Origin of the sequence: Aquabacterium soli, from assembly GCF_003933735.1 — a bacterium.
Taxonomy (GTDB): domain Bacteria; phylum Pseudomonadota; class Gammaproteobacteria; order Burkholderiales; family Burkholderiaceae_C; genus Aquabacterium; species Aquabacterium soli.
This window is the reverse complement of sequence record NZ_RSED01000009.1, coordinates 176,884-203,371: the sequence shown is the minus strand read 5'-3', so window position 1 is coordinate 203,371 and position 26,488 is coordinate 176,884. Positions and strand designations below refer to the sequence as shown.

Genomic DNA, 26,488 nt, shown 5'->3' with positions numbered 1-26,488 from the left:
GACAGCCAGTGTCACATGCAGGTGGGGAGTCTGGCGCCTGGGGTGGGCGCAATAGGTCTATCAGGTCGCTGGCTTACGCCAACGCTGACGGGAGAGGGGTGCTGAGGAAGGCAAGAACGCACGCATATGCGGCCATTTTAGCCAATCCGGAGAATTCAAGGAGACATGCACGCGTTGGCGCGTGCCATTGCGTCTTTTTGAACTGTTTAGGCAACAACGCCCCGGCACTGCCAGGGCGTTGTTATTCATCAGAACGCTTGAACGGCTAATCGCACCACTGAACTTCACCGCCACGAATCCAAAAATGTGACTTGCACCCATCGCGCAGCCATACCGATGGTGTCAGCGTAGGCCTGCCAACGGCATCGACCTTCAGATCCCAACGAGGTTTGGCTTCCTTGATGACAAGAAGCTCTATCTTGCGCCCGCATCCGCAGGGGCAGCGCATCCCAACGCACCAGTCTTCGTCGTCCTCGCGTGCGAGCACTAAGCGCCTGAAGGGCAATGAGCCAGGAAGGCTGTCACCCTCTACAACAGTTAAGCGCCTGGCGGGCGCAAGGGCGTCAAAAGCCCGAAGGGCGAGCTTTCTGAAGCTCATTGCTTGTCCTTTGCTTTGGGTGCCCGCAGAGAAGGCAGCCCCAGCAGCGGCTCCATGGCACCACGGCCCAAGTTGGGATTCGGCAGCTTCTTAAACGATCCTTCTTCGGTGAAGTCCTCGTCGTTGGCTGCCAAACTGAACTCAGTGCGAGCATGCTCTGCATTTGAACTATGCCTGAACGGGTAAGCACGAGCGATGAACTCGATCACGCACGCTGAGGCTGCTCGCATATTCAAGGAAATGACCGCAGGCGCTTGTTCTGCAACGCCTTTCAGATAGCCCGCTTGAATTTCTTCAAGGTGCGCATTTGGCGCCGCTCGCCGAAGGTACTCGGCCCGCAGGGATACAGGGTCATAGACACCGCGATCTTGCAAGGTAGCACCACCAGGTTGCACGTAGTCAATACGGCCGCAAACATCAGCAATTGCAACCGATTCACCAGCCTTTCGGGTAGGAATCGAGACGCCCACATCAAAAAGTGGGATCAAGAAACTCGCGGCGATCAGGTCCGCTATATGTCTTGCATCCAGCGTGTCGACGCAAGAAAAGATGACGTCGGCTTGGCTTGCAAGAAGCACCGCTTCTCGACTTGAAATCGATGCATTCAGAGGGATTGCCACGCCATCACCACGGTATCGCACAACAGCCTCTGCAAAAGCTTCTACCTTGGCTTGTTCTGACTTTGCTCCCTGCAAGGTCGAGTTGAGAATTCGGTTGAGGTTACGTTCTTCCAGTTTGTCAAAGTCAATCAGGATGACCTGTCCAAAACCCAATCTTGCGATCTGTTCTGCAACGACTGAGCCTGTTCCTGAAACGCCAATCACGCAGGCCGTCAGGCGAGCCATCTCATCTCGCGCATGGCTCGTGAAAGCCATGGGGCGCTTTGCAAACTGCCCGTCCGCCCACCACCACTTGAGGTCATCACCAGGCACAGAGACAACGTCGATTGGAATCTGAGTCAGATCCGCCTGGTAGAGGCGAGCCAAGATGGCACCATCGGGTGTCATGACGGCGGTGCCATGCAAAGGCCCAAGAGCCTGGAAAAGACCGGGCATTGTCAGATGGTCGCTTTGATCGTCGTGCTGAGAAAACCCAAACAGCCCGCCTGGATGCGAATGAATCAGCACGAGAGAAAGGTCATTGACCTCAGCCCTGTCGATTGCATCTTCAATTGCCATACCTGGCCAGACCAAGTAGTCCGCGTGTCGCTGTGTGCATGCAGCGTGAGGAACCAGCACTGCATCTTGAGCCAGAAGCCTGATGCGAGGACCGGGCGTGCGAGAACAAAGAAGGATTGCGGCTGCCTCAAGCCCGTCGCCCGGGAAGAGGTGACGATGCACACGTTCATGCAACGACGCAGCGAGCGTCAGGTTGGTGGGTGAGGTCATTGTTGCACCTCCTTCGCCAACGCTGACTCCACCAGGGCCAGATGAGTAATCACGTTGTCGGTGTCAGGGCGCCATTCGGAAGCGGTAGCGCGGTGCCGAGACCAGCGCTGATATGGCACGCCATTGATTGCTTCCTGGGCCTCAGTGCACGCCAATGCTTGACCATCGGAAAGAGACAGATGCGGGCTGACATAGAACATGTCGATCTGCGCTCCGGGGTAGCTTGGCGGCACATCAAGGGCCAAAGTGACGCGGCGCGTGTTATAGCCCTGTGGCACGGGGTAACCGTAGACCAGCAGCCAACGGCGCTGGTTTTCGATCATCGTCTCCCAATGAGCAAAGCGCTCGTCGAGGAAGTTCTCATCCACGTCGAGAAGAGCAAAATCACGGCGAACCGCTTGCGCGGTCTCACCGTTACTGACGTCTTTCGGAGTAAGCCGAATCTTCTCGATCCCCGGGGTACGAAGGTCCACGACGGTGGTCAGTTCGATGATTTGTTTGGGGTGGCCCGTAACCTTCAGGAAGATGTGCCAGCCTTGGTTGACGTCGAAGCCTGCACGGATCATGGCATCGCTGACAACAATAGTCGGGGTGGCGACTTCGAGGCGCACACCCTGAACATTGAGCACCCAAGTGGCTGCGCGACTGTAAAAAGCCTCCACCCCACTGGAATCAAGATCAATGATTTCCCGGTCTTCGATGAGCTTGTCGGCCTGGTCATGGCGGTCGAAGTAGATCGCTTTATCGCCATGGACCTGTCCAAGTTGTCGAATGACGTCGCCAGAGATGACTCGGCAAGGCCAGTCGATCCGCTTGCCATCGATTGTCAGACGGTAAGAACGATCACTTTCGATGACGATGAAGCGGCCCGTCTTCTGACTCAGGTCGACAACTTCGCTAGGACGAACGTCCTCCAACTCGCCGTTTGGGAGCAGAAGCAGCACCGAAGCTTGTTGTCCGGGGTTAAACCCCGCTGCGGCGGCGATTTGCGCGCCCGTGGGAGTGGTGTCTGACAGGGAGACGGGTTGGAAGACCAAGTCTGCGCCTGCGACTTCAATAGAGATTTGAACGTTATTGGTGGTCATGATTGAGGTATGTGTGTTTTCGGTGGGCATGGTTGCCCCTTTCGTAAAGCGAAATGAACATTGATTCGTGACGAGATCGCCACGAAAAACGACGGACATCGCTTGAAAGCCTTGACTTAAGGCACCAGCCTGAACACACTCTCAATCGCCAAACCGAGTCCTGTGTAACAGCTGGATTCACCCCTAAGGGCAAGCTCTCAAGCTTGCCCTTTCCTATTTGTACGGTGCCATTGATAGCTCCTTTCTTCTTACTGGCATGCCAGTTGGTTGATGAACAAGTCGGAAACCTTGCCGGCTGAGCTGATCAAGTTGGACAGCAGACGCCAGTTTTCAGTTTGTTTACGAACACGTCCCGCAACGATGGCGGGATGGATTTGGAGTTGTCTAGCCAAAGCAATCGCATCCTCGGCGGCATAGCTCGTGCTGACAGCTGCTGTTGCCCAAACGGCCTCAGGGATCAACGCCTCGCCAGCTTCACGGTCAGCTTCTTGTTCCTGATCACTGGTCCGCGTCTTGTCGTCCAGGTTGTCTGCGAAACATGGGGCTTCGGGGGTCAGGTGGCGCTGCACGTGAATCAACTCGTGCAGCAGCGCGAACCAAAAGTTGTCTACGCGGTCATGGCGCAGGGTGAGTGCCACGATACGCATCTCTCCGTCCAGCATGGCCGCACCGTCAAGGTAAGTCTTGTCAAAGTGCGGCTCGAAAACAAGGGCAATGCCGTAGTTGGAGAGGTATTCCTGGGCCAGCACGGGGCCTGACTCGAAGGACGACAGGCGAACAAGATCTCGCAGCCACTGAGGCGTGATCGTCCCGTCCTGATACTTGCCCTTGAGCGCACGGGCACGAGCCTTGCGCAGAGCACAGGCTTGCCAGACCATGAGAGCGTTTTCATCCATCGTGCGCGCACCGCTCTGATGCAGCGTGGCGCGCAGCATGATGGGTTGGCCTCCCAGGCCAGACATGCCTCTGAAAAAGCCAGTCACCAATTCCTCGGCGTACTCTTTCAGGTTCTGGGCACTGCGTTTTGCTTCTCCGAACAGACCACGCTCTTGCATTTCTGCGAGGGGGAACTTGGCGTAGTCGACGTTGGGTGCAACTGAAAGGTCGTAGGCCTCACCAATCAGCACCTCAGCCGGGATGCCCAGGCCAGCGTGCAACCTGCGGATCATTGATAGGCTCAGAGGGCGCTTCCGCCCGAGCACCTCAGACACCTTGGAAAGCGAGCCGATGTAAGGCACCAGATCCTTTTGTGCCATGCGCTGCTGATCCATGCGAAACAGGATGGCCTCAATGGGATCGGGGGGCGATGGCGGGAAACGGCTCTGCTCGTACGACTGGATGACCAGCGCAAGCAATTCCAACTCAGCATCTTCAGCGGAACCAAGGGCAGGATCCTTGTCCATCAGCGCAGACAGGCGAGCCACGGCAGCGGCGTAGTCGCTTTCCGTTTTCAGTACTCGAATCTGCGTGTTCATGTTGATCTCCTGGTCCTAAAGCTCATGGGTGGGCTACTTGCTGAAGTTCTTCTTGTCGTACTCAGCATGCGTGCCGCCCCATTCGATCAAGACAATACCGTTGCGAAAGCGAACCTTCACGACAAGCCGGTATGAATTGCCCTTGATGTTGAAAATGATCCTGTTGTCGCCCAAGAAGCTGGCCGTTGAGAACCGATCCTTGACGTCCTGTGGGCCAGCCCAATGCGCCTTCTCGACTTCTGAGCGCCAAGCATCCAGTGCCCCGCACGCATCTGCATGAGCTTGCCTCAGCGCTTCAAGAACTTCCAGGTTGACTAGCTGCATAGGTGCCGCATTGGCTTTCCCACTTGATCGCAAGTGTACATTCCCAAATTGGGATTTGTCAAATGTCCCTCATTAATTTCATTCTACCTCCGTTTTCGCCCCTCCGTTCTTAGCGCTCAATAAAACGCAGCATTAGAGATGCTGCAATAAAACATGATATTGGCATCGTAGCACAAGTGCGGTAAAATTTGCAACATGAACGATGCTGCACAGACAACCCCTCTGAAAGACGTGGCCTACATCCGCGCTGGTCACCCCTTCCGTGGTGCAGTCGAGGTGTTCGCAAATGGCTCTGTGGCCGTCGTGCAGATGAAAGACATCCTCCCTACCGGCCAGATCGATTGGTCGTCTACGGTTTGTACGGAGCTGATCGGGCGCAAAGACCCTGACTGGCTGAAGCAGGGTGATCTGCTTTTCATCTCACGTGGCAGCCGATACCACGCGGCTTATGTAGACCTGCCACCGCCTTTTGCAGTCTGTGGCGCCCACCTGTTTCACCTGACCGTTCGCGACCCCGGCGTTGTGTTGCCTGCCTTTCTGGCCTGGCAGATCGGCCAGCAGCCCGTTCAACGGCAGTTGCAGCAAGCAGCATCCGGCTCACACCAACTCAGCGTCGCCAAGCCCGCTTTGGAGGCGTTGGAGATCACCATTCCGCCGATGAAGACTCAGCGGCTCTTGGTGGACCTCGCAGACATGGCCTTGAGTGAGAAGACCCTCCTCACAGCCCTGATCCGCAATCGCGAACAAGAACTTGATGCGCTGGCCAATGCATTGGCCAGCGGTCACCCCCTGAATTTTTCTTGAGCCCATCACATGACCGAAGCAACCACCGTCAGCCAGGACGACATCAACGCAGCTGTCTGGAACGCCTGCGATACCTTTCGCGGAACCGTGGACCCAAGCATCTACAAGGACTATGTCCTCACCATGCTTTTCCTGAAGTACATGTCTGATGTCTGGCAGGACCATTACGACGACTACAAGAAGCAGTTTGGTGACCACGGCGAGCTGATCACCGAGATGCTCAAGAACGAGCGCTTCGTACTGCCCCCACGTGCCAACTTCTATTCGCTGTACACCAAGCGCTTTGAACCAGGCAACGGCGAGCGCATTGACACCGCGCTGCACGCGATTGAAGACGCCAACATCGGCAAGCTGCGAGACGTGTTCCAGGACATCACGTTCAACTCCAACAAGTTGGGCGACGAGCAGCAGAAGAACGACATCCTGCGCCACCTGATCGAAGACTTTGCCAAAGATGAGTTGAATCTGGGCCCGCGCCGGGTGGGCACACTGGACGTGATCGGCAACGCCTACGAGTTCCTGATCAAGAACTTCGCGTCTACCAGCGGTAAGAAGGCTGGCGAGTTCTACACGCCTCCTGAGGTGTCCACCCTCATGGCCCGCTTGATGGATCCGCAAGAGGGAGACGAGATCTGCGACCCAACGTGTGGCTCAGGCTCATTGCTGATGAAGTGTGGGCGGTTGGTCAGAGAGCGCACTGGCAGCCGCAAATATGCCTTGTTTGGGCAGGAGGCCATTGGCAGTACCTGGGCCCTGGCCAAGATGAACATGTTCCTCCATGGCGAAGACAACCACCGTGTGGAGTGGGGCGACACTCTGCGCAACCCCAAACTGCTGGACAGCAACAACACGCTCAAGCACTTTGACATCGTGGTGGCCAACCCCCCATTTAGCCTGGAAAAGTGGGGGCATGAGGGTGCAGATGCGGATCGCTTTGGCCGCTTCCGCCGAGGCGTTCCACCGCGCACCAAGGGAGACTATGCCTTCATCTCGCACATGGTCGAAACCATGAAGCCGGGTACCGGCCGTATGGCGGTGGTGGTGCCGCACGGCGTGCTGTTCCGAGGTGCTGCCGAGGGCAAGATCCGACAAAAGCTGATTGAAGAGAACCTGCTGGATGTGGTGATCGGCCTGCCCGAAAAACTGTTCTACGGGACAGGCATCCCTGCCGCTGTCTTGGTGCTTCGTAAGCGCAAAGCAGACGATAAGGTGCTGTTCATTGACGCCAGCCGTGGCTACCAGGACGGCAAGAACCAGAACATCCTGCGCCCTCAAGATCTAGATCGCATTGAACAGGCCGTGCGCGAACGTCAAACGATCGACAAGTACGCCTACCTGGCAAGCCCTGCTGAACTGGCTGAGAACGACTTCAACTTGAATATCCCTCGCTACGTGGACACCTTCGAAGTGGCCGAAGCAATCGACCTGAAGGCAGTACGGGAAGAGCGCCTGAAGCTCAAGGCCGAGTTGGCTGTGTTGGAGGAGAAGATGACGGGCTACCTGAAGGAGCTCGGCTATGAATGAACCCAAGCCACGCGCCGAGTTGGTGCTGTATGCCACCGAAGATGGATCGGCCCAGTTCTTCCTGCGCGCAGAGGACGGGAGCGTTTGGCTCAGCCAGAGCGAATTGGGCGAACTGTTTCAGACTTCCATTCCAAACGTCAACATTCACATCAAAAACGTGTTGGATGAGGGAGAGTTAACCGAAGTTCGAACTGTTAAAGATGACTTAATAGTTCAAACCGAAGGCACGCGGCAGGTACGGCGCTCGGTCAAGCTCTACAACCTGGACATGATCCTGGCCATTGGCTACCGGGTGAAGTCGCCGCGTGGCACCCAGTTCCGCCAGTGGGCGACCACGCACTTGAAGGAGTACCTGATCAAAGGCTTCGTCATGGACGACGAACGCCTCAAGAACGGTGACCGCTGGGACTACTTCGACGAGTTGCTGCAGCGCATCCGCGACATACGTTCTTCGGAAAAGCGCTTCTACCAAAAAGTGCGCGACTTGTTCGCTCTCTCTGTGGACTACGCCGACGATGGACAGGCCACCGGATTGTTCTTCGCCGAAGTGCAGAACAAGATGTTCTTCGCCGTAACAGGCAATACAGCAGCCGAACTCATTGTTAAGCGTGCCGACCCCACCCAGCCCAACATGTCCCTCACTTCTTGGAAAGGCGGGCGCGTGCGCAAGGGCGACGTAACCGTGGCCAAGAACTACTTGAACGCGGAAGAGCTGGACCAACTCAACCGCATCGTCAGCATGTTCCTGGACTTTGCCGAGCTGCGGGCCATGCAGCGCAAGGACCTGCGCATGGCCGACTGGCGGGCCTATGTGGACAGCTTCATGACCTTCAACGAACAGGCAGTACTGCAGGGGCCCGGCAATATGAGCCACCAGGGCATGACGAGCATCGTGCACGCGCGCTATGAGCAGTTCGATGCGGCGCGGCGTCAGGCCGAGGCACTAGAGGCGGATCGCGCGGACATGCATGAGTTGGAGCGGGTCGAGAAGCAGATCAACGGCCGACGCAAGAGCAGCAAGGGAGGGAAGGATGTTGCCTGATGGCTGGAAAGCTTCAACGGTCGGACGTAGTTGTTCCATCAAGAACAGCTTGCGATTTCCGATCAATAGCACTGATCGACAGCAGCAAAGGGGACCCTATCCGTACTTTGGCCCAACTGGCGTATTGGACTTTCTGGACCACTACCGAATCGATGAGCCCATTGCACTAATTGGGGAGGACGGAGATCACTTCCTGAAGTTCAAGGAGCGCCAAATGACGTTGTTCCACGACGGGAAGTCAAATGTCAACAACCATGCGCACGTGATCGGCGACTCAGAAGAGTGCTTGGCAAAGTGGTTCTACTACTACTACATGCACCGAGATCTAACGCCTGTTCTGTCAAGGCAAGGTGTGGGGCGCTACAAACTCACGAAGGCTGGACTTGAGGAACTAGAAATACTAGTGCCGCCGATCAATGAACAGCGACAGGCTATCGAACTGTTGGATGTGTGGGGCGCCGCCATCTCCAGTACCGAAAAGCTCCTTGAAAACAGTTGGAAGCAAAAAAAAGCTCTTATGCAAGCGTTGCTGCCAAACAGTGTGGATCAGCAAGAAATTCTGTCCCTGCACGCAATTTCTGAGCGAATTCAACGCACAAGCGACGGAGCGAAGCATCCTGTCTTGATGATTTCTTCGGGGGCTGGATTTGTGCGGCAAAACGAGAAATACAGTCGCTTCATGGCGGGCAAGAGCCTGAATGACTACGTTTTGCTAAAACGCGGTGAGTTTGCCTACAACAAGGGCAACTCCAAACTATATGAATTTGGCTGCATCTTTCCGCTCGAAGACTATGAACAGGGCTTGGTGCCTCATGTCTACGTCTGCTTCAAGCTTGATGAGCGGTGCGCCCCAGACTACTTCAAGTACCTTTTTGAAGCGGACTACCTCCATGATCAGCTCGGTGCGCTGGTCAACACTGGAGTCAGAAACAATGGTCTTCTAAACATCCGTCCAGCAGATTTCATGAACGTCACGGTTCCAGTACCGTCAATGGCGCGTCAAAAATACATTGCTGATGTACTGACTGCTGCATCAAGCGAAATCAAGTTGTTGCAAAAAGATCTCGATGCCTTGAGGTTGCAAAAGCGCGCCCTCATGGCCGACCTCCTCACTGGCAAGCGCCGTATTCGCATGCCTCAATCGACCGCGCAGCGGGAGGCCGCATGAGCACGGTCCCCCAATCCCGCGAGCAATACAGCGCCCACATCCCGGCGCTGCATCTGCTCATCAACCTGGGCTGGCACTTCTTGCCAACGGCACAAGCCCTGGCCCTGCGCGGCAGCACCCGAGAGGTCATCCTCAAGCCCCGTCTCATCGAGGTGCTGCAGACGAGGCGCTTCGAATACAAGGGTGAGCAGTTCCCCTTGTCGCCCAGCGGCATCGACCAGATCGTGCGCGAGCTTTCCAGCATCGGCTTGGCAGAAGGCCTGATGGCCTCCAATGAGCGGCTGTACAACAAGCTGGCCCTGGGCATCACCGTCACCGAGTTCATGCCCGATGGAAAGAAGCACCAGCCCACCATTGCGGTGATTGACTGGTACCGGCCTGAGGCCAATCTCTGGGACGTGACTGAAGAGCTGGAGGTGCTCTCCACCCAAGGCACGCATACCCGAAGACCGGATGTGGTGGGCTATGTCAATGGCATCCCCCTGGTGGTGATCGAGGCCAAGCGCCCCGAGTCGAGCCGTGCCGACAAAGCGATGGTGACCGAGGGCATCAGCCAGCACCTGCGTAACCAGCGCTCCGATGAAATCCCCAGCCTGTATGCAAATGCCCAACTGCTTCTATCCATCAGCCAGCTCGATGGGCGCTATGGCACAACACACACCGCCGCCAAATTCTGGGCACGCTGGCGAGAAGAGCAGTTCGATGAAGCTCACTTCAGCCAATTAAAGAACAAGCAACTGACGCCAGAGACGCACACGGCACTTTTCGAAGGAAAGCCTGCGCAGATGCGTACTTACTTTGAATCCCTATGGTCCCAGCCCATGCTGCCGACAGACCAGGACAAGCTGCTAGTGAGTTTGCTCAATCCAGAGCGCCTGCTGGACTTCCTGCGTGGTTACGTGCTGTTCGACCGCAAGGTCGGCAAGGTGGTTGCGCGCTACCAGCAGTACTTCGGCATTCGGGCATTGCTGGCTCGGCTCAACACGTTCAAGCCTGATGGCAGTCGTGAGGGGGGGGTGGTCTGGCACACCACGGGCTCCGGCAAAAGCTTCACCATGGTGTTGCTGACCAAAGCATTGCTGCTGAACGAGGGCTTGCAGGAATGCCGTGTGGTGGTCGTGACCGACCGCATCGACTTGGAATCGCAACTGGCCAAAAACTTCATGTCCGGTGGCGCCTTTGGCTCTGCAGTAGGTACCAAGAAAGAAGGCGAACGCAGCAAGGTGCTTTCGGGCCGTGAGCTGGCCAAGCGCATTGGCCACAGCAACGACCGAATCATCTTCACCTTGGTCCACAAGTTCAATACGGCGGCCAAGCTGCCTGACTGCCGCAATGATTCACCCAACTTGATCGTCTTGGTGGACGAAGGCCATCGCAGCCATGGCGGCGAAACCCACGAGCGGATGAAGCAGGCCTTGCCCAAAGCGGCCTACGTCGCCTTCACAGGCACGCCTTTGCTCAAAGACGAGAAGACTGCTAACAAGTTTGGCCCCATCGTTCACGCTTACACAATGCAGCGCGCGGTGGAAGACGAGACCGTGGCGCCGTTGCTATATGAAGAGCGGATCCCCGAGCTCACCATCAATGAAGAGGCCGTCAATCGCTGGTTCGACAAGATCACGGCAGGCCTTGCGGATGCGCAACGCACCGACCTCAAGCAAAAATTTGCCAAGAAGGGTGCCATCTACGGAGCGAGCAACCGCATTGAACTGATCGCCTGGGACATTGCCACCCACTTCAACGAGAACATCAAGAAACTGGGCATGGGCCTCAAAGGCCAAGTAGCCACCGAGCGCAAGCTGGATGCCATCCGATACAAGAAGGCCCTGGACGAGACAGGCCTGGTGAGCAGCGTGGTGGTGATCTCTCCCCCAGACACGCGTGAGGGCAATGATGAGGTCGACGAAGACCAGCTGCCTGAAGTGCAAAAGTGGTGGAAGCAAAACATCATCGACAAAGGCTTGGATGCTGAAAGCTATGAGCGCCATGCATTGCAAGACTTTGGAAGTGACGGCAGCCCCGATCTGCTGATCGTGGTGGACCGGTTGCTCACTGGCTTTGATGAGCCCCGAAACACCGTGCTCTACATCGACAAGCCGTTGAAGGGGCATAACCTCATCCAGGCCGTTGCGCGCGTGAACCGGCTGCACGATGCCAAACGCTATGGCGTGCTGGTGGACTACCGGGGCATATTGAAGGAGCTGGACACGGCAGTGCGCGCCTATCAAGACCTGGAAGCGAAAACGCAAGGTGGCTTCGACATGGCCGACCTTGATGGCCTGTACCGGCAGTTCAGCACCGAGTACAAGCGCTTGCCAGGCTTAAGTGACAAGCTGTGGTCCTTCTTCAAGGGCGTGGTCAACCGCAAAGACACTGAGCAGTACCGTCAGGTGCTGACCCCCAGGTACGTGACGGGTGTGGACGGCCAGGAGTACGACGAGCGGCAAAAACTACGCGAAGACTTCTACGCCGCTTTGACCGAGTTCGGCTTGTGTCTGCAAACGGCGCTGTCGTCGCGCAGCTTCTTTGAGGACCACAGCTTTTCTGAAGAACAGATCACCCGGTACAAGGAAGACCTTCGGTTCTTCTCTGAGCTACGCAAGACTGCACGGCGTGATGCGATGGAAACGGTGGACTACAGCGTCTACGAAGAGCAGATCCGCAAGCTGGTAGACAAGCAGGTCATCGGCAAAGAAGTGCGAGAGCCAGAGGGGGTCTACCTGGTGCATGAGCTCGGCAAGCCAGAGCAGCCTGAAGATTGGACAGAAGAGAAGACACGCAATGAGACGGACATGATCAAGACCCGTCTGCGCAAGACCATTGAACAGGACCTTGCCGATGATCCGTATGCACAGAAGGTGTTCGCTGATCTGCTCAAGCAAGCCATCGCCGATGCCGAGGCGATGTTTGACCACCCCCTCAAGCAGTATGCCTTGTTCAAGGATTTCGAGCAGACTTTGCAGGCGCGCGCGACGCCGGGCGTTCCAGATGCCTTCGGTGAAAACGGCCATGCCAAGGCCTACTTCGGCGTGATGAAAATGGTGCTGAACGATACGGCTGATGCTCAGGTGCCATTGGCCTTCGAGATCGACAAGGTGGTGAGCGATGCCGTTGCGGAAAACTCGCTGAACCCTCAGAACATTGAAGCGGCCATTCGCAAGGGCCTGTTGCCCAAGTTGTTTGCCGTCATGGGCTTGGACAACGCCAAACAGGTCATTGAACAAGTGATTCACATCACGCGGGTCGGGCTGAGTCGCCATGCGGGCTAGTCTTCACTACGGCGAACATGTCTTGCCTTATGAAGTTCGCATTCAACCTGGACGTGTCATCCGCAAAGTGGCCATCCATGTAGAGCCCGATGGCCGTGTTCTGGTTGATGCGCCTGAAAGCGCCTCTGAACAAGACATTCATCAAGCGGTCGGAGCCAGGGTGCGATGGATTTTTGGGCATGTCGCCGCAGCAAAGGAGCGATTGCGCCACGTTCTGCCTCGTGAGTACGTCAGTGGCGAGTCGCTGCACTACCTGGGGCGGCGCTACCGCCTGAAGGTCTCGTTGGTGCCTAACGCACCCACTGCGGTTCGACTGCGGGGTGGGCACATTGAAGTGGTTGTGCCTCAGGATGACGTCGGGCTGGTACAAGCGGGGCTTCAAGGTTGGTATCGCCAGCGTTCGCGCGTGGTGTTTCAGGAGCGGGTCACAGCCATGGCTCATTCACTGGCTTGGTTGAAGGGCGTTCCGCCCATTCGGTTGCTAAATATGCGCAGTCAGTGGGGTAGCTGCTCACCTGCAGGTTTGCTAACCTTGAATCCACATTTGGTCAAAGCTTCCAGAGAGTGTTTGGACTACGTGGTGCTACACGAACTGTGTCATCTAAAGGAACACAACCACAGCCCCCGCTTCTATGCTCTGCTTGATAAGCACATGCCGGGGTGGCAAAGGGTCAAGCTGCGCTTGGATTCGCTCGCGGATGTGCTTCTGCGCGAGTAGGCGACGCGGGAGTCCTTCCTGGCATGCACTTCGTCTTCATTGACTGAAGAAGCTCTTCCTGCCCGAGTTGCCCCACACCTCGCTCGGACGGCTCATGCTGCAGGTGACGCCATGCTCCTTGAGCAAAGCTTCGACTCAGTCTTCCAGTCGCCGTTCTTTCTGGCAGAACTTGTAGACGTTGTGCGCCTTCGGAGGCGGCGATACCAAGAGGGAGTTGGCCCTGGCGCGCGGCTCCCAGACGACGGATGCCAGCCAATGGCTCACCTGCCCACGCAATCGGCACGTCGCCAGCCAACGGCCCAAAACACGCACCGGTAGGTACAGCAGCACCATTGGTACGGTGAGCAACAGGCTCCGAACGTCCCAGGCCACCGCTGCGGCCAGACCACCAGCCAGGATGGCCAGCACCGCTAGTGCATCGCACTTGCGCAGCAACAGTGGCGGATCCTCTGACACGAAATTCACCTGCCGCCCCGTCGTCAGGTTGGCCAGCCCGACGACCCAATCGCCCAGCAGCAACACATTGACCCGGTGCCCCCGGCGCACGGGCATCACTCGGCTGTGAACAACGAGCTTGATGTCACGACCATCATCGGCGGCGATCCAGAACTCGCGCCGTTCGCGGGCAGGGTATTGCTCGCACCATCGCATCGGCACATTGATGTACCGCTGCAACTCGGCCAGCTCGCCGGTGATGTACCAAAACTTGCGCATATCGGGTCTCCTTGCATTGACCCGACCACGGTCACACGCAAGCTTGGGGAGTCAACCCCGGTGATCAGCGATGCCGGGCACACATCAGTCGTCGGTTGGCTCGCTGAAGACGCCACCAGCGGCGGAAGTGCCGCCTTGCGGGCGCGGCGGCTTGGGCTGTGCGCCAGTTTCAAAGATGAGCCCTTGTAGCGCCAGCATGCGCAGCCGCTGGACGCGTTTGGGGCCCTTGCGAAAGCGCACCAGGTCTGCATGCAGCAGCGGCGCACTGTTTTGGTCAATCGCCACGTAGATCACCAGCTCGGATTCATCGGCACGGCGCGTCACCGCCGCTGCTCCACCTGGGCCACGGCATCAAGTCCTGCCTCGGCCTCAACCCGCCCCTGTCCCGCAAGCTGGAAGCCGCGCACGTTCGCATAAAGGGGCTCGGCCAACTCCAGCAAGCTGTGCCGGGGGAGCGCTTCCTTGATGTACTTCTTGAATATCTGGGCGCCCCCGCCTGTCAGCACGACGTTGTCAAACCGTTGTGTATCGCCGATTTGACTGAGCATCGCGCCCACGGCTTGGTGAGCCACGGTCATGGCCAAAGGCTTGAACTTCTCGATGGAATAGGGCTTGCCATACAAGGTCAGTGGGCGCGCCTTGCGTAGCGCCAAGTCGATGGCATCCAGATGCAGGTAGATCGCACCGATGTCACGCGATATCTCGCGCGCGATGATGCGCAGCATGTTGTTGATGCCTCGATCAACCGAATGGCTCTTGCGGATCAACAGCCTCATGCCGCGTGTGGACACCCAGTCAAAGGTGCGGGTACCCACGTCAATGATCAGGCTGTCCTGGTGCTGAATTTGATCGAGCACGCCTTGCTGTGCTGCGTAGGTGACCAGTGCTCCTTGCGGCTGCGCCACGGCAAGCGCCCTTTTGACCAGAACCTTGCGGCCCCGCCCAACCGCGTGCTCGCCCTCGGCCAGCTTGACCAGGCTGTCTTTCTTGTCCGCGAAATAGGCCACCGGCAGGCCCACCACGAGCAGGTCGATGACCTCGACGTTCATGTAATACAGCGCGCCGCGCATCAAGGCCAGGTACTCAGGCGTGGTGATGAAATCCTCGCCCTTCAACGTTGACCGCCATGGCTCAAGGGCCAGTTCAATGTCTGGCCCAACCTCGTAGAAGTGAGGGCCCATTGGCACCGCGACGGTGTCGCGCCGACCACCCAACCCTTGCATGGTGGTGTCGCTTGAGCAGAACTCAGCCATCGATAGAAAGCTGCCGCATTCGATGCAGTCGCCGTCAACTCGGCGGATGTACTTGGTGATGCCGTATCCAACATCAATAGCGCGCACGATGCTCATGAAAGCCCCCAAAGAAGAACAGATGCTGATGAGGGTGCGCAAAGGCGGGTCAACCAGCCACTGGCAAAGGGCGCTGAATGGGGTGGATTTCGGCATCAGCCGGATCAATGGCCTCGAACCCAGTCCGGCTCAGCCCCCAATGCGCACGGACCACGCTCATCCACGGCGGGGTCAAGCGCATGGCTGGTCTGATTGGGCTCTGCCTGCAATCGGGCTCATTTCGCTTGGCGAGACCGGTTTCGGAGAGAGAGGTATCGCGAAGCCTTGTCAACCCCAAGGGCGCGCAGACCAGGTCATCGGCGATCAGGGGTAATGGCGGGATAACGGCACTTTTTGCGCTTGCATTGAGGTGCCGCCTAGCGCATGCTTTGATGGCGTCAAGCCGGTAGCTTCCACACCGGGCGCATCGGTCGCCAAAGGAAGCCCTGGAGTCGTGACGCCATGTCACGCTGGACCTTGAGTCCGAAGTGTCCCCACTGGCCATCAGCAAGATGGTGGTCAGCTTGTTTGCGGCACGCATGCCTGCGTGTCAAGGTGGATCCACGTCGGTCTTGAACCGACGATGCTTGCCTTGCGCCCTTGGAGGCCCTGGCAAACGGCGCGCGCTCTCGCGACGCCCGTGATCCCCTTCGCCCCGCCTCACGCATTGCTTCGAGCATCCCCTGTCATGTCGGCCCGACCGACAGCTTGCGGATTGGCGTGAACAGACCCTGCACCGCGTTGGCTTCGGTGCCATCAGACGGTCTGGCGGCGGCGTTCGATGTGGGTGCCTTGATTGGCATCCCGTACGGGTGACGCCCGTGCAACTTTGCTGCGCAGCCTTCCGGCCAGACCGGTTGATCTGCGGTTCGCCCCGAGCGAGCAGCCACGTGTGCCTGACACCGTGTGCACGGCGTTCACTTTTACGACTGGCCTGGCTGCGGCTTTGCTCGCAACCGAATGCTGACCTTGCGTGCGATGGGATGCACGCGCCTCTCTCAACCCCTTCAACCGTTGACTGCACGAAATGGACTGATCATGACCAAGACTCAAACGCCGCCTGTTGAACTGGACAGGCTTCCCCTTCAGCCACAGCGCTGGAAATACGTTCTGGCGCTGATCCTGGAGCGCCACAACTGGCGCCACTCCACGAAAGGCAAAGGCGTGTCGCACGCCACGATGGAGGAGCGCAGGCAGTTTTGCTTCCGCATCTTTTCGTTCCTGCGAGACAACCCAGTCAAATGCTTCAAGCTTGATCCGCGCTCGTTCAGCGGGCGGCATGTTGATCTGTTGATGGCCGATTGGCGCCAGCGGGCCGAGCATGGGGAGCTGGGCGCGGCCACGCTGCAGAAGTACCACAGCTTCCTCACGACCTTTGCGGGATGGATCGGCAAGCCCAAGCTGGTCAAACCACTGAGCGCCTATTTCGACGACCAGGCGCTGATCACGCGCAGCTACATTGCGACCTCGCCAAAAGCCTGGCGAGAGCGCGGCGTGGATGTTGATCAGGTGCTGTCGCAGGTTGAACGCCATGATCTGCATGCAGCGGCCTCGCTGCGACTCATGCAGGCGTTTGGATTGCGGTTCAAGGAAGCCTGCATGCTGCGCCCCCATGCCGACGTGCTGACTGCCGCGCAGGCTGGTCAGGCAGGCTGCGACACCGCGCTGTACCTCTTCACGCACAGGGGGACGAAGGGCGGACGCAAGCGCTACGTGCCCATCGATACCGACGCACGCCTGCAGGCCATCAAGCTGGCGCAAGGCTTGGTCATTGGGCAGAGCGACAGCATCAGTGATCCACAACTGACCTTGGTTCAGGCGATCCGTCACCTGCGCTATGTAATGGAGCGCTTCGGCGTGACCAAGAAGGCCTTGGGCGTGGTGCCGCATGGCCTCCGGCACCAATACGCTGCGGATGAATATCGGGATGCAACGGGATCGGCTGCGCCGGTCAATGGCGGCGAGGCGGTGGACCGCACGGTAGACATGGCTGCAAGGCAAGACATTGCAGCTAAATTGGGCCATGGGAGACCTCAGATCGTCAACGCCTACCTCGGATCGTCGGCCTCCTCATCGTCAGCAGGTGGTTCAGCATCGCACCCTGCACCCATCACGACCGAGGAGAACCCATGCCCCCGCCATCTGCGCTCATCGCACACTGCCTTACCTTTAGTTGCAGTTATCATCTTTGAAAATCAGATGCAGGAAGGGGATTCGATGGCAGTCGAGGCGATATATAGCTTTCTCACGTACCCGAAGAGGAGCCATGCCGAAGAAGCGAGCATGTCCGGCACGGAGATCCCTTTAGATGATGGCAAGCTTTGCAAGATGCTTCGAGACATCTTCGACAACGCTGGCAAGGACTGCAATGTTCCCGTCATGTTCACATCCGACGGAGACAAGCAGGAAAATGCAGTCCGCAGTGAGCTGCTTGCGCTGCTGGAGACCCCTGGTGTGGCGACTGCCGCGCCACTCGCCAGCCGACTTCAGAATGCGACCTCTGGCACGTCCGGCATGGGGCTATTGTTCATTTGTATGGGCCAGGGCGCCGACCACACACGCGTCGTCATTTCTCGCTTCCCCGCCGACGAGGGGGTAGTTGCCGAAAAATCGACCAGTAAGCTTACCGTCCAGTTCGTAGAGCAAGTGTTTCTCAAGAGTGCCTTCTCGTACAAAGCGGCCACCTATACGTCGAACGGCAAGCCGAACCAACTTTGGTCCGGGCACGTTGTAGACAAGCAAATTAACCACGGCAGCAAAGCCGTCGCTGACTACTGGATCGTCGACTTCCTGCGCTCCGAGTTCTCAACAACCGCCGCACAGGGAACAAAGCGGTTGGCAAGCGCATTACGGGCAGCCATAGCTGCCACGACGACCATGGAGATCAAGAGCGAGATCACTTCAGCGGCTCATCTGGCTGGCAACCTCCCCAAGAAAGCGATGACCATCGCAGATTTTTGCGACAGCTTTCACTTCTCTGAACGGACGAAGCAGGCGATTTTGTCCAAGGTTAGTCCAGCACGCCTTGTCCACGAGAAGTTTCGGTTCGATGCAGCTGAATTCTCGCGTCACCTTGCCTACAAGCAAGTCGAACTCGACAATGGCGCCGTACTGACTGCTCCAGCCGACAAATTCGAAGAATGCTTTAAAGAAACGAAGCGCAAAGACGTGCACACTTTTTCCACGACCGGCGCAGTCGTTGATGAACGCTTGAAGAAGACGAAATGACCGACGCGGAACTTCTTGCGGATTACCGCGCTCGCCACATCGGGATACTGCAATCTTTGGCCGAGCGACTCACCTCGCACCTACAAGACATGCTGAAGGACATACCCCGCATCGACAGGGTCTCAGCTCGTGCCAAAAGCCCGGATAGGTTCTTGGCAAAGGCCAACAAATTACAACCTGATGGAGGGCGCAAATACGAGCACCCTTTCGATCAGATACAAGATCTTGTGGGCGCTCGGGTCATCGTTTTTTACAAGCAAGATGTGGAGGTGGTCAGCGAGGAGGTTGATCGCTACTTCCGTCGAATCGAAAGCAGAGAGCTCATCCCAGACTCTGTCAACGAATTCGGATATGTAGGCAAGCACTTCATCTTGGCATTCCCGGAAGATCTGTTCGACGATAGTGCGGATCGAGGAAGGACACCGCAATTCTTCGAGTTGCAGGTCAAAACGCTCTTCCAACACGCCTGGAGCGAAGCCGAGCACGATCTCGCATATAAGCCCAGCGACCCATTGACACCGCTGCAATGCCGACAAGTGGCCTTCACAGCAGCGCAGGCTTGGGGCGCCGACCAGATCTTTGCCCAACTCCACGATGAGCTAAACGGGACTAGCAGTCACTGAAGGTGCTGCGCCAAACGCGCCTTCGACCACACGTTCCCTGATCGAACCAATCCACGCGAATAGGTTCGGATATACGACATCGTGAACGCCAATGGTGTGCAAGAAATTCACAGCAACGGACCTTTGTCCGACACCACTCCGTCCAACCAATCAGCCCAGGCTTGCATCATCTGCCGCCGTTCTGCCAAATAGTCAGCATGGTTGTAGGCCGCCTTCACGCGGTTGCGCTCGGTGTGCGCCAATTGCAGCTCGATGATTTCAGATCGATAGCCCATCTCGTGCAAGCGCGTCGAGGCAGTGGCTCGGAAGTCGTGGCCCGAGACTTCGCCAACAGCAAAGCCCATGATGGAAAGGGCGCGGTTGACCGTGGTGCCGCTCATCACGTCATGCGGGCGTCGGGTGTTCGGGAAAAGGCAACGTCCATCACCAGTGACGGCCTTCAATTCACGCAAGGCCTCAATGGTCTGCCTTGCCAGCGGCACGATGTGCATGCGGCGCATCTTCATCCTCTCGGCAGGAATGCGCCACTCGGCTTCCTCCAGATGGAAGTCAGCCCATTCGGCATGCCTCACTTCAGTGGTGCGGACAAAGGTCAGCAGCAAGAGTCGCACGGCAATGATGGTGGTGCGGTGCCCGCCGTACACAGCGAGTCGCTTTTGCAGGTCTGCGATGTCTTCTCGTGACAGCGGCTTGCTGTGCTCAACGGGTGGCCGAATGACGGCACCACGCAAAGGCGCTGCCGGATCAAGGTCCGCGCGCAGCGTTGCGACGGCATAGCGAAACACCGCCGAGCACCACTGGCGCAAATTGAGCGCCACGGTTTCCGCGCCGCGCTTCGACGCGCGGTCCAGGATGGCCAGGACGTCTGCCGATGTCACGGCTCGGATGGGCAGTCGCCCGATGCGCGGGTAGATGTCCGTCTTCATGCCCCGCTCGATTTGCAGCAGGTAGTAGGGCGTCCAGCCACCACGCTTTTTCTCGATCCACTCCTGCGCGATGGCCTTGAAGGTGTCGCGATTGCTCGCGATGGTCTGGCGTCGCCCGTTCTGTCGATCATGTGCAGGGTGCTGCCCCTTCTTGATCAGCTCGCGAGCGTCGTCGCGGACCTTGCGCGCCTCGGACAAGGTGATGGTCGGGTAGTCGCCAAGCGCAAACAGGTTCTCTTTGCCATCGATGCGATACCGGTAGCGCCAGAGCTTCGAGCCGTTGGGCTTGACCTCCAGGTACAGGCCGTTGCCATCAGAGAGCTTCAGCGGCCTTTCGCTGGCCTTAGCCTGACGGATCTTGATGTCGGTAAGTGGCATGACTGCTCCGCTGAATTCCCCGGCGCGCACAGGCGAGCCGACCTGAATTCATCTTTGCAGCCATGCCTGGCGCGTCAAGATCAGTGGGTGCAATGCTGCTTACAAGGTACCGTCAGACGGGTGCTTTGACCATGGCAACAGCTCAAAATCGATACCCGCTTTGATACCCGCTTTTTTCCGGGATGAGAGGGGCTTTGGTGAGACGTCAAGAGCCACGCTTCCCAGGAGAACGCCGGATTTTGGGCCTGCATGGGACGCCAGAAAACGACCTTGGGGCTGGTCGATCATGAGCAGCATGGGAACGATCCTGTGCGTGGATTCTGTTCAGGGACAAGTGCGTGGCACGGCCCTCGATGATTCCCCCCTCGGTGTGAGCCCTCTGTGGTGGTCGCGACCGCCGGGGATGCGGCGCGCAGGGGCGTGCAGTGTCTGGCTGGCGTTACCGCCACCAGCCGAAGAACAGGCGAGTGTTGAAGCCCGAGGGGTGCTGCATGCGGGTGATTCTACATGGGCGCGCCCCACCCTGCGCAGGCGGTGCGTGGCCCCTGCTCACGGGGGGCGCGTGCGGCTGGAACACGCTTCAGCCGTGACATGATCCATGGCAACGATGACCTCCAGCCCCTCCCAGCCCGGCACCGCGGCGGCCCCCACCAAGACCCTGCTCGGCCTGGAGCTGATGCGCTTCGCCTGCGCCCTGTCGGTGCTGGTGTGGCACTACCAGCACTTCTATTACGTGGCGGGCGTGCCCGTGGGCTTCAGCCGCGAGGCCCAGCCCTGGTTCGAATGGCTGCAGCCGCTGTACCACCATGGCTTCCTGGGCGTGCAGGCCTTCTGGTGCCTGTCGGGCTTCATCTTCTTCTGGAAGTACGCCGCACCGATCTCCCAGGCGCGCGTGGGCGGATGGCGCTTCGCGGTGCTGCGCTTTTCACGGCTGTACCCGCTGCACCTGCTGACGCTGCTGGCGGTGGCCGCCCTGCTGGCCCTGTACCGCCAGCAGGCGGGTGCGGACTACGTCTATGGCCACAACGATGCAAAGCACTTCGTGCTGCAGCTGTTCATGGTCAGCGACTGGGGCGGGCAAGGGGACTGGTCCTTCAACGGCCCCATCTGGAGCATCTCGATCGAAATCCTGGCCTATGCCCTGTTCTTCGCCCTGAGCCGGCTGGGGCTGACGCGGTGGTGGCATGCCGCGGCGGTGATCGCGCTCACCGGCGGCCTCTATGCCTTCAAGCTGACAACGCACCCGGTGGTGCTGTGCGTGTTCTTCTTCTACCTGGGCGGGCTGACGCAGCGCGTGCACCAGGCCCTGCCCTCGCTGGCAGCCCGGTGGCGCGGCGCGGCGCTGGGCGCCGCCGCCCTGGCGGCATTGGCGGGCACCGCCCTGGCGGCCCTGGATGCCTTGCGTCCGATGATCTACGTGGCCCTGCTGACACCGGCCGCGGCCTTGTTGCTGCTGGCCTGGGTGCACCCACGCTCGGCGCGAACAGCCCGCTGGATCAGCCTGCTGGGCAACACCACCTATGCCAGCTACCTGCTGCACTTTCCGCTGCAACTGGCCCTGGCCACGGCGGTGGGCCAGCCCCTGGCAGAACGGCTGCCGCTGGGCAGCCCGTGGTGGCTGCTGGGCTACGTGGCGGTGGTGTTCGCCCTGGCCGCCATCGTGTACCGGGCCATCGAGGTGCCGGCCCAGGCCTGGCTGCGTGCGCGGCTGATGCCGGCAAAGCGCTGAGCGCTCAGCGCCGGCCCTGCAGCCAGTCGGAGGCCGCCGGCACATCCAGCGGCTTGGCAAAGTAGTAGCCCTGCAGCACGTTGCAGCCCGCAGCGAGCGCGGCAGCAGCGTGCTCGGTGGTTTCCACGCCTTCGGCCACCACCTCCAGGCTCAGCACCCCGGCCAGGTCGCAGATGGACTTGACCACGGCGGCCGCGTCGGGGGCGGGCATCGGGTCGATCAGGCTGCGGTCGATCTTGACGGTGCTCAGCGGCAGGCCGCGCAGCATGTTCAGCGACGAGAAGCCGGTGCCGAAGTCGTCCAGCGCCACCTCGACGCCCTGCTGGCGCAGCTGGCCGATCTGGTCGCGCGCCTGGGCCATGTGGGTCACGGCCGCGCTTTCGGTGATCTCCAGCGTGAGCAGGGCGGGCGGCACGTCGAACTCGGCCAGGGTGCGCATCACGGCGGTCGGGAAACCGGCATCGAGCAGCTGCAGCGGAGACACGTTCACGGCCACCGGCACCACCGCGCCGCCATCAGCCCGCCACTGGGCGATCTGCCGGCAGGCCTGGGTGAGGATCAGCGCGCCCAGGGGCACGATCAGGCCGGTGCGCTCGGCCGCGGGGATGAAATCCAGCGGGCTGATGCGGCCCTGGCCCGGGCGGTCCCAGCGCACCAGGGCCTCGAAGCCGACCAGGCGGTGGTCGCGCGCGTCCACCTTGGGCTGGTAGAGCAGGGTGAACTCTTCGTTCTTGAGGCCGGCGCGCAGGGCCTGCTCGGCGGTGAGCAAGGCGCCCATGCCGTTCGGGGTGTGCTCTTGTGCGTAGTGCACCGAGGTGCCGGGCAGGCGCTTGGCCTCGTGCATGGCCGCGTTGGCCGCCTGCAGCAGGCCCTCCGGGCCATGCGCCTGCGAGGGGTGCACCGCCACGCCCATGGACACGTCCAGGAAGAACTGGTGCTCCGGCAGCACCAGCGGCTGCGCCAGCACCTCGCGCACGGTGCGGGTCAGGCGCTCGGCCGTGGCGGGGCCATCCGAGGCCACGGCCAGCAGCGCGAACTCGTCCTCGCCCAGGCGCATCACCTCGGCATGGCCATGCAGGTTGTGGCTGAGCGCCTGCGCCAGGCCCTGCAGCACCTGGTCGCCCACGCGGTGGCCGTGGGCATCGTTGAAGAGCTTGAAGCGGTCCACATCCAGCGACACCAGCACGAAGCCCGACAGCTCGCCATCGGCGAACAGCTCGCGCAGGCGCTGCAGCAGCGCGCTGCGGTTGGGCAGGCCCGTCAGGTCATCGCGGGTGGCGCGGCGCAGCAGGGCGCGCATGGCATCGTGGCGTTCGGTGTCGTCGGTGACCACCATCTGCATCGCAGGCTGGCCATCCCACTCCACCTGCCAGGCCGAAAAGCGCAGCTGCAGCCGGCGGCCATCGAGCGAGACCCGCTCACCTTCCCAACTCTCTTGCGACACATGGCCCAGGATGATGCGGCGCGTGCGCTCGACCACGGCGGCGCGGTCGGCCTCGGGCACCGTGGCGTCCAGCCAGGGGTTGAGCAGGGCCTGGCGCGCCTGCTCCGGGTCGCTCAGGCCATAGATGCGCAGGAAGGCCGGGTTGGCATAGACCACCTTGCCATTGCGCATGACGGTGACCCCCTGGTGAGAGCGGTCCACCAGCTCCTGGAAGCGCTGGTCCAGGCCACGGATCTGCTTGACCGAGCGCTCGAAGGCTGCGTAGATCAGCGTGAGGCAGAGCATCACGCGCAGCACCGAGGCCAGGGCGGTCTGCAGCTCCACGCCGGCCTCGCCCAGCATCACATAGGTGAACTGATCCAGCCCGCACAGGGTGATGAACACACCGCTCAGGACCTCGCTGAGCGGCTGGCGGCGCAACCACCAGATCAGGATCAGCCCGACCAGGGTGTTGCAGGTGGCCAGGGCCATCTGTCCGTGGGCGGAGCTGAGGGCCTGGGTGATCACCCCATAGAACAGACCAAACCCGGCGACCAGCATCCAGCAGGTTCGCGGCGCGATCTTGCGGTGCGACAGGTGCGCCCCGCCCATGATCAGCATCACGATGTAGCCGGTGCCCAGGCCGATCATCACCACCTGCCCGACCGCGTGCAGGATAGGGTCGGGGTGCTTCCAGGCCAGGTAGGCCAGCGGGTTGAAGGCCAGCGCCAGGTGCGACAGCCCCAGCAGCCGGGTGAAGGCCTGGGAGCGGTCGTTGCGCCAGACCAGCAGGAGGGCAACACCCGTGACCAGGGTCACCGCCGTGTAGACCGCGAGGGTGTAGATCACGATAGGGGTCGCTGCACTGCTGGAGAGAGGCCAAAAAGGGTGTAACCGACTTTATCGGTCATCCCGGGATGACCCGACCCCCTGGCTTACCCTGATATGGTTTTTCGGGCGCGCAAGGCTTGCGCAGGACGCCCGGTTCAGAGCCCCTGCTCGACCAGTTCCGCCGCCCGGACGACGGCACGCGCCTTGGCCTCGGTTTCCTTCCATTCCAGCTCGGGCACCGAATCGGCCACCACACCGGCACCGGCCTGCACGTACAGCGTCTGGTCCTTGATGACGCCGGTGCGGATGGCAATGGCCACGTCCATGTCGCCCGCGAAGCTCAGGTAGCCCACGGCGCCGCCATAGATGCCCCGCTGCACGGGCTCGAGCTCATCGATGATCTCCATGGCGCGGATCTTGGGCGCGCCGCTGAGTGTGCCCGCCGGGAAGCTGGCCCGCAGCACGTCCAGGCCCGACAGGCCCTCTTTCAAGCGCCCCTCGACGTTGCTGACGATGTGCATGACGTGCGAATAACGCTCGATGCCGAAGGCCTCCGTCACCTTGACCGTGCCCGTCTGGGCGATGCGGCCGATGTCGTTGCGCGCCAGGTCGATCAGCATCACGTGCTCGGCGCGCTCCTTGGGGTCGGCCAGCAGTTCGGTCTCGTTGGTCCGATCGGCCTCGGGCGTGGCGCCGCGGGGGCGCGTGCCGGCGATCGGGCGGATCGTGACGGTCTGGCCTTCGGCGGCGTGCTCCTGGCGCACCAGGATCTCGGGCGATGAGCCGACGATCTGGTGGTCCCCCATGTCGTAGTAGTACATGTAGGGGCTGGGGTTGAGCGAGCGCAACGCGCGGTACAAGCTGAGGGGCGAGGCGGTGTAGCGCTTCTGCAGGCGCTGCCCGATCACGATCTGCATGCAGTCGCCCGCGGCGATGTATTCCTTGGCGCGCAGCACGGCGGCCTCGAAATCTTCCTTGGCGAAGTGGCGCTCGACCGGGTAGGCCGGGCCGGCGCCGATGGGCGGCACGGCCACGGTCTCGTTGAGCTGGGCCTGCAGCGCGGTCAGGCGCGCACGCGCCTGGCCATACGCGCCCGGCACCGACGGGTCGGCATAAACGATCAGGTACAGGCGATCGGCCAGGTTGTCGATGACAGCCAGCTCTTCGCACTGCAGCAGCAGGATGTCCGGCGTGCCGATGCCCTGCGGCTTGGTGGTGCCGGCCAGGCGCGGCTCGATGAAGCGCACGGTGTCGTAGCCGAAGTAGCCGGCCAGCCCGCCGATGAAGCGCGGCAGGCCCTGGGGCACGGCCACCTTGAAGCGCTGCTGGTACTGGGCGATGAAATCCAGCGGGTTGCCGTCGAAGGTCTCGACGACCTCGTCATCGGTCAGCACCTCGACATGCGGTCCGGTGGCGCGCAGCAGGGTGCGCGCAGGCAGGCCGACGAAGGAGTAGCGCCCGAAGCGCTCGCCACCCACCACGGATTCGAGCAGGAAGCTGTTGCGCTGGCCGCGCGTGAGCTTGAGGTACAGCGACAGCGGCGTGTCCAGATCGGCCAGGGCCTGGGCGACCAGCGGGATGCGGTTGTGGCCCTGGGCGGCCAGGGTGTTGAAATCGTCTTGGGAAATCATGCTCGTTCAGCTTTCTGCGCGAAGGGGCGAGCGCCGGTGTGGCGGCTCGGGATCGACAGGCAGGCGGTGGGCCGAGGCACGCTCGCGTGCGCGGCGTGGGGGCAAGGGCTCAGTGGCCGGCCGGGGTGCGGACCAGGGCGCAGCCACGCCAGGGCCAGGCTCCCCGGTCATGGAGACCTTGGCTGGCTTCTTTGATCCATCGGCGCGGCATGAACATGCGAATGAGTGTAGCAGGCACCCCTGGTTCTGGGGCAGACCCTGGGGTGCCGCCCCTGACACGCG

The 26,488-nt window shown here is 60.1% G+C and carries 21 protein-coding genes; 9 read left to right on the top strand and 12 right to left on the bottom strand.

The features are described from left to right. Positions 1 to 265: 265 nt before the first annotated feature. The 5 genes from EIP75_RS25055 to EIP75_RS13480 form a co-directional block, all read right to left on the bottom strand. Positions 266 to 598 (bottom strand): ubiquitination-like system serine protease family protein, encoded by a 333-nt coding sequence (locus EIP75_RS25055; RefSeq protein WP_125243797.1) that lies wholly within the window; start codon positions 596 to 598, stop codon positions 266 to 268. Next, positions 595 to 1,986: a ThiF family adenylyltransferase gene (locus EIP75_RS13495; RefSeq protein WP_125243796.1), complete on the bottom strand. Its 1,392-nt coding sequence runs from the start codon at positions 1,984 to 1,986 to the stop codon at positions 595 to 597. The genes EIP75_RS25055 and EIP75_RS13495 overlap by 4 nt, the downstream gene beginning before the upstream one ends. Beyond that, positions 1,983 to 3,170, bottom strand: a complete 1,188-nt coding sequence (locus EIP75_RS13490) for a multiubiquitin domain-containing protein (RefSeq protein WP_199758586.1) — start codon at positions 3,168 to 3,170, stop codon at positions 1,983 to 1,985. The genes EIP75_RS13495 and EIP75_RS13490 overlap by 4 nt, the downstream gene beginning before the upstream one ends. Positions 3,171 to 3,319: 149 nt before the next feature. After that, on the bottom strand, positions 3,320 to 4,546 hold the full coding sequence (locus EIP75_RS24960) for an ImmA/IrrE family metallo-endopeptidase (protein WP_125243795.1): 1,227 nt from the start codon (positions 4,544 to 4,546) through the stop codon (positions 3,320 to 3,322). Positions 4,547 to 4,579: 33 nt separating this feature from the next. Further along, on the bottom strand, positions 4,580 to 4,870 hold the full coding sequence (locus tag EIP75_RS13480; protein ID WP_125243794.1) for a type II toxin-antitoxin system HigB family toxin: 291 nt from the start codon (positions 4,868 to 4,870) through the stop codon (positions 4,580 to 4,582). Positions 4,871 to 5,065: 195 nt separating this feature from the next. On the opposite strand from EIP75_RS13480, the gene EIP75_RS13475 reads away from it, so the two are divergent. From EIP75_RS13475 to EIP75_RS13450, 6 genes are read left to right on the top strand one after another with little or no spacing between them, the layout of a single operon-like run. Then, entirely contained in the window at positions 5,066 to 5,674 is a 609-nt protein-coding gene (locus tag EIP75_RS13475; RefSeq protein WP_125243793.1) for a restriction endonuclease subunit S, read from the top strand. Between the two features lie 9 nt (positions 5,675 to 5,683). Further along, positions 5,684 to 7,198, top strand: a complete 1,515-nt coding sequence (locus tag EIP75_RS13470; protein WP_125243792.1) for a type I restriction-modification system subunit M — start codon at positions 5,684 to 5,686, stop codon at positions 7,196 to 7,198. After that, positions 7,191 to 8,240 (top strand): virulence RhuM family protein, encoded by a 1,050-nt coding sequence (locus EIP75_RS13465; protein ID WP_125243791.1) that lies wholly within the window; start codon positions 7,191 to 7,193, stop codon positions 8,238 to 8,240. The genes EIP75_RS13470 and EIP75_RS13465 overlap by 8 nt, the downstream gene beginning before the upstream one ends. Beyond that, entirely contained in the window at positions 8,167 to 9,408 is a 1,242-nt protein-coding gene (locus tag EIP75_RS13460; RefSeq protein ID WP_338014924.1) for a restriction endonuclease subunit S, read from the top strand. Before EIP75_RS13465 ends, EIP75_RS13460 begins: the two co-directional genes overlap by 74 nt. Continuing rightward, positions 9,405 to 12,677 (top strand): type I restriction endonuclease subunit R, encoded by a 3,273-nt coding sequence (locus EIP75_RS13455; RefSeq protein ID WP_125243789.1) that lies wholly within the window; start codon positions 9,405 to 9,407, stop codon positions 12,675 to 12,677. Before EIP75_RS13460 ends, EIP75_RS13455 begins: the two co-directional genes overlap by 4 nt. Then, complete coding sequence (locus tag EIP75_RS13450; RefSeq protein WP_125243788.1) at positions 12,667 to 13,395, top strand: M48 family metallopeptidase; 729 nt, start codon at positions 12,667 to 12,669, stop codon at positions 13,393 to 13,395. Before EIP75_RS13455 ends, EIP75_RS13450 begins: the two co-directional genes overlap by 11 nt. A 135-nt stretch (positions 13,396 to 13,530) precedes the next feature. Here the strand turns inward: EIP75_RS13450 and EIP75_RS13445 are convergent, their stop codons facing one another. The 3 genes from EIP75_RS13445 to EIP75_RS13435 form a co-directional block, all read right to left on the bottom strand. Further along, complete coding sequence (locus EIP75_RS13445) at positions 13,531 to 14,109, bottom strand: hypothetical protein (protein WP_125243787.1); 579 nt, start codon at positions 14,107 to 14,109, stop codon at positions 13,531 to 13,533. Positions 14,110 to 14,193: 84 nt separating this feature from the next. After that, positions 14,194 to 14,433, bottom strand: a complete 240-nt coding sequence (locus EIP75_RS13440) for a hypothetical protein (RefSeq protein ID WP_125243786.1) — start codon at positions 14,431 to 14,433, stop codon at positions 14,194 to 14,196. Beyond that, entirely contained in the window at positions 14,430 to 15,554 is a 1,125-nt protein-coding gene (locus EIP75_RS13435; protein ID WP_233584853.1) for a PRTRC system protein D, read from the bottom strand. The genes EIP75_RS13440 and EIP75_RS13435 overlap by 4 nt, the downstream gene beginning before the upstream one ends. Before the next feature lie 921 nt (positions 15,555 to 16,475). Between EIP75_RS13435 and EIP75_RS13430 the strand changes: the two genes are divergently transcribed. Both EIP75_RS13430 and EIP75_RS13425 read left to right on the top strand, forming a co-directional pair. Beyond that, the gene (locus EIP75_RS13430) at positions 16,476 to 18,665 is read left to right on the top strand and encodes an integrase domain-containing protein (protein WP_158622843.1); all 2,190 of its coding nucleotides are present in this window, start codon (positions 16,476 to 16,478) and stop codon (positions 18,663 to 18,665) included. Further along, a complete protein-coding gene (locus EIP75_RS13425; protein WP_125243784.1) occupies positions 18,662 to 19,288 on the top strand; it encodes a GTP pyrophosphokinase in 627 nt (208 codons plus the stop codon). The genes EIP75_RS13430 and EIP75_RS13425 overlap by 4 nt, the downstream gene beginning before the upstream one ends. Before the next feature lie 107 nt (positions 19,289 to 19,395). Here the strand turns inward: EIP75_RS13425 and EIP75_RS13420 are convergent, their stop codons facing one another. Beyond that, complete coding sequence (locus EIP75_RS13420; RefSeq protein WP_125243783.1) at positions 19,396 to 20,592, bottom strand: tyrosine-type recombinase/integrase; 1,197 nt, start codon at positions 20,590 to 20,592, stop codon at positions 19,396 to 19,398. A gap of 99 nt (positions 20,593 to 20,691) precedes the next feature. Beyond that, positions 20,692 to 20,889: a hypothetical protein gene (locus EIP75_RS13415; protein WP_125243782.1), complete on the bottom strand. Its 198-nt coding sequence runs from the start codon at positions 20,887 to 20,889 to the stop codon at positions 20,692 to 20,694. Between the two features lie 301 nt (positions 20,890 to 21,190). Between EIP75_RS13415 and EIP75_RS13410 the strand changes: the two genes are divergently transcribed. Further along, the gene (locus EIP75_RS13410) at positions 21,191 to 22,321 is read left to right on the top strand and encodes an acyltransferase family protein (protein WP_125243781.1); all 1,131 of its coding nucleotides are present in this window, start codon (positions 21,191 to 21,193) and stop codon (positions 22,319 to 22,321) included. Between the two features lie 4 nt (positions 22,322 to 22,325). Here EIP75_RS13410 and EIP75_RS13405 read toward each other — a convergent pair whose 3' ends face one another. Then, the gene (locus EIP75_RS13405; RefSeq protein WP_125243780.1) at positions 22,326 to 24,593 is read right to left on the bottom strand and encodes a putative bifunctional diguanylate cyclase/phosphodiesterase; all 2,268 of its coding nucleotides are present in this window, start codon (positions 24,591 to 24,593) and stop codon (positions 22,326 to 22,328) included. Between the two features lie 137 nt (positions 24,594 to 24,730). Beyond that, on the bottom strand, positions 24,731 to 26,206 hold the full coding sequence (trpE, locus tag EIP75_RS13400; protein WP_125243779.1) for an anthranilate synthase component I: 1,476 nt from the start codon (positions 26,204 to 26,206) through the stop codon (positions 24,731 to 24,733). Between the last annotated feature and the right edge of the window lie 282 nt (positions 26,207 to 26,488).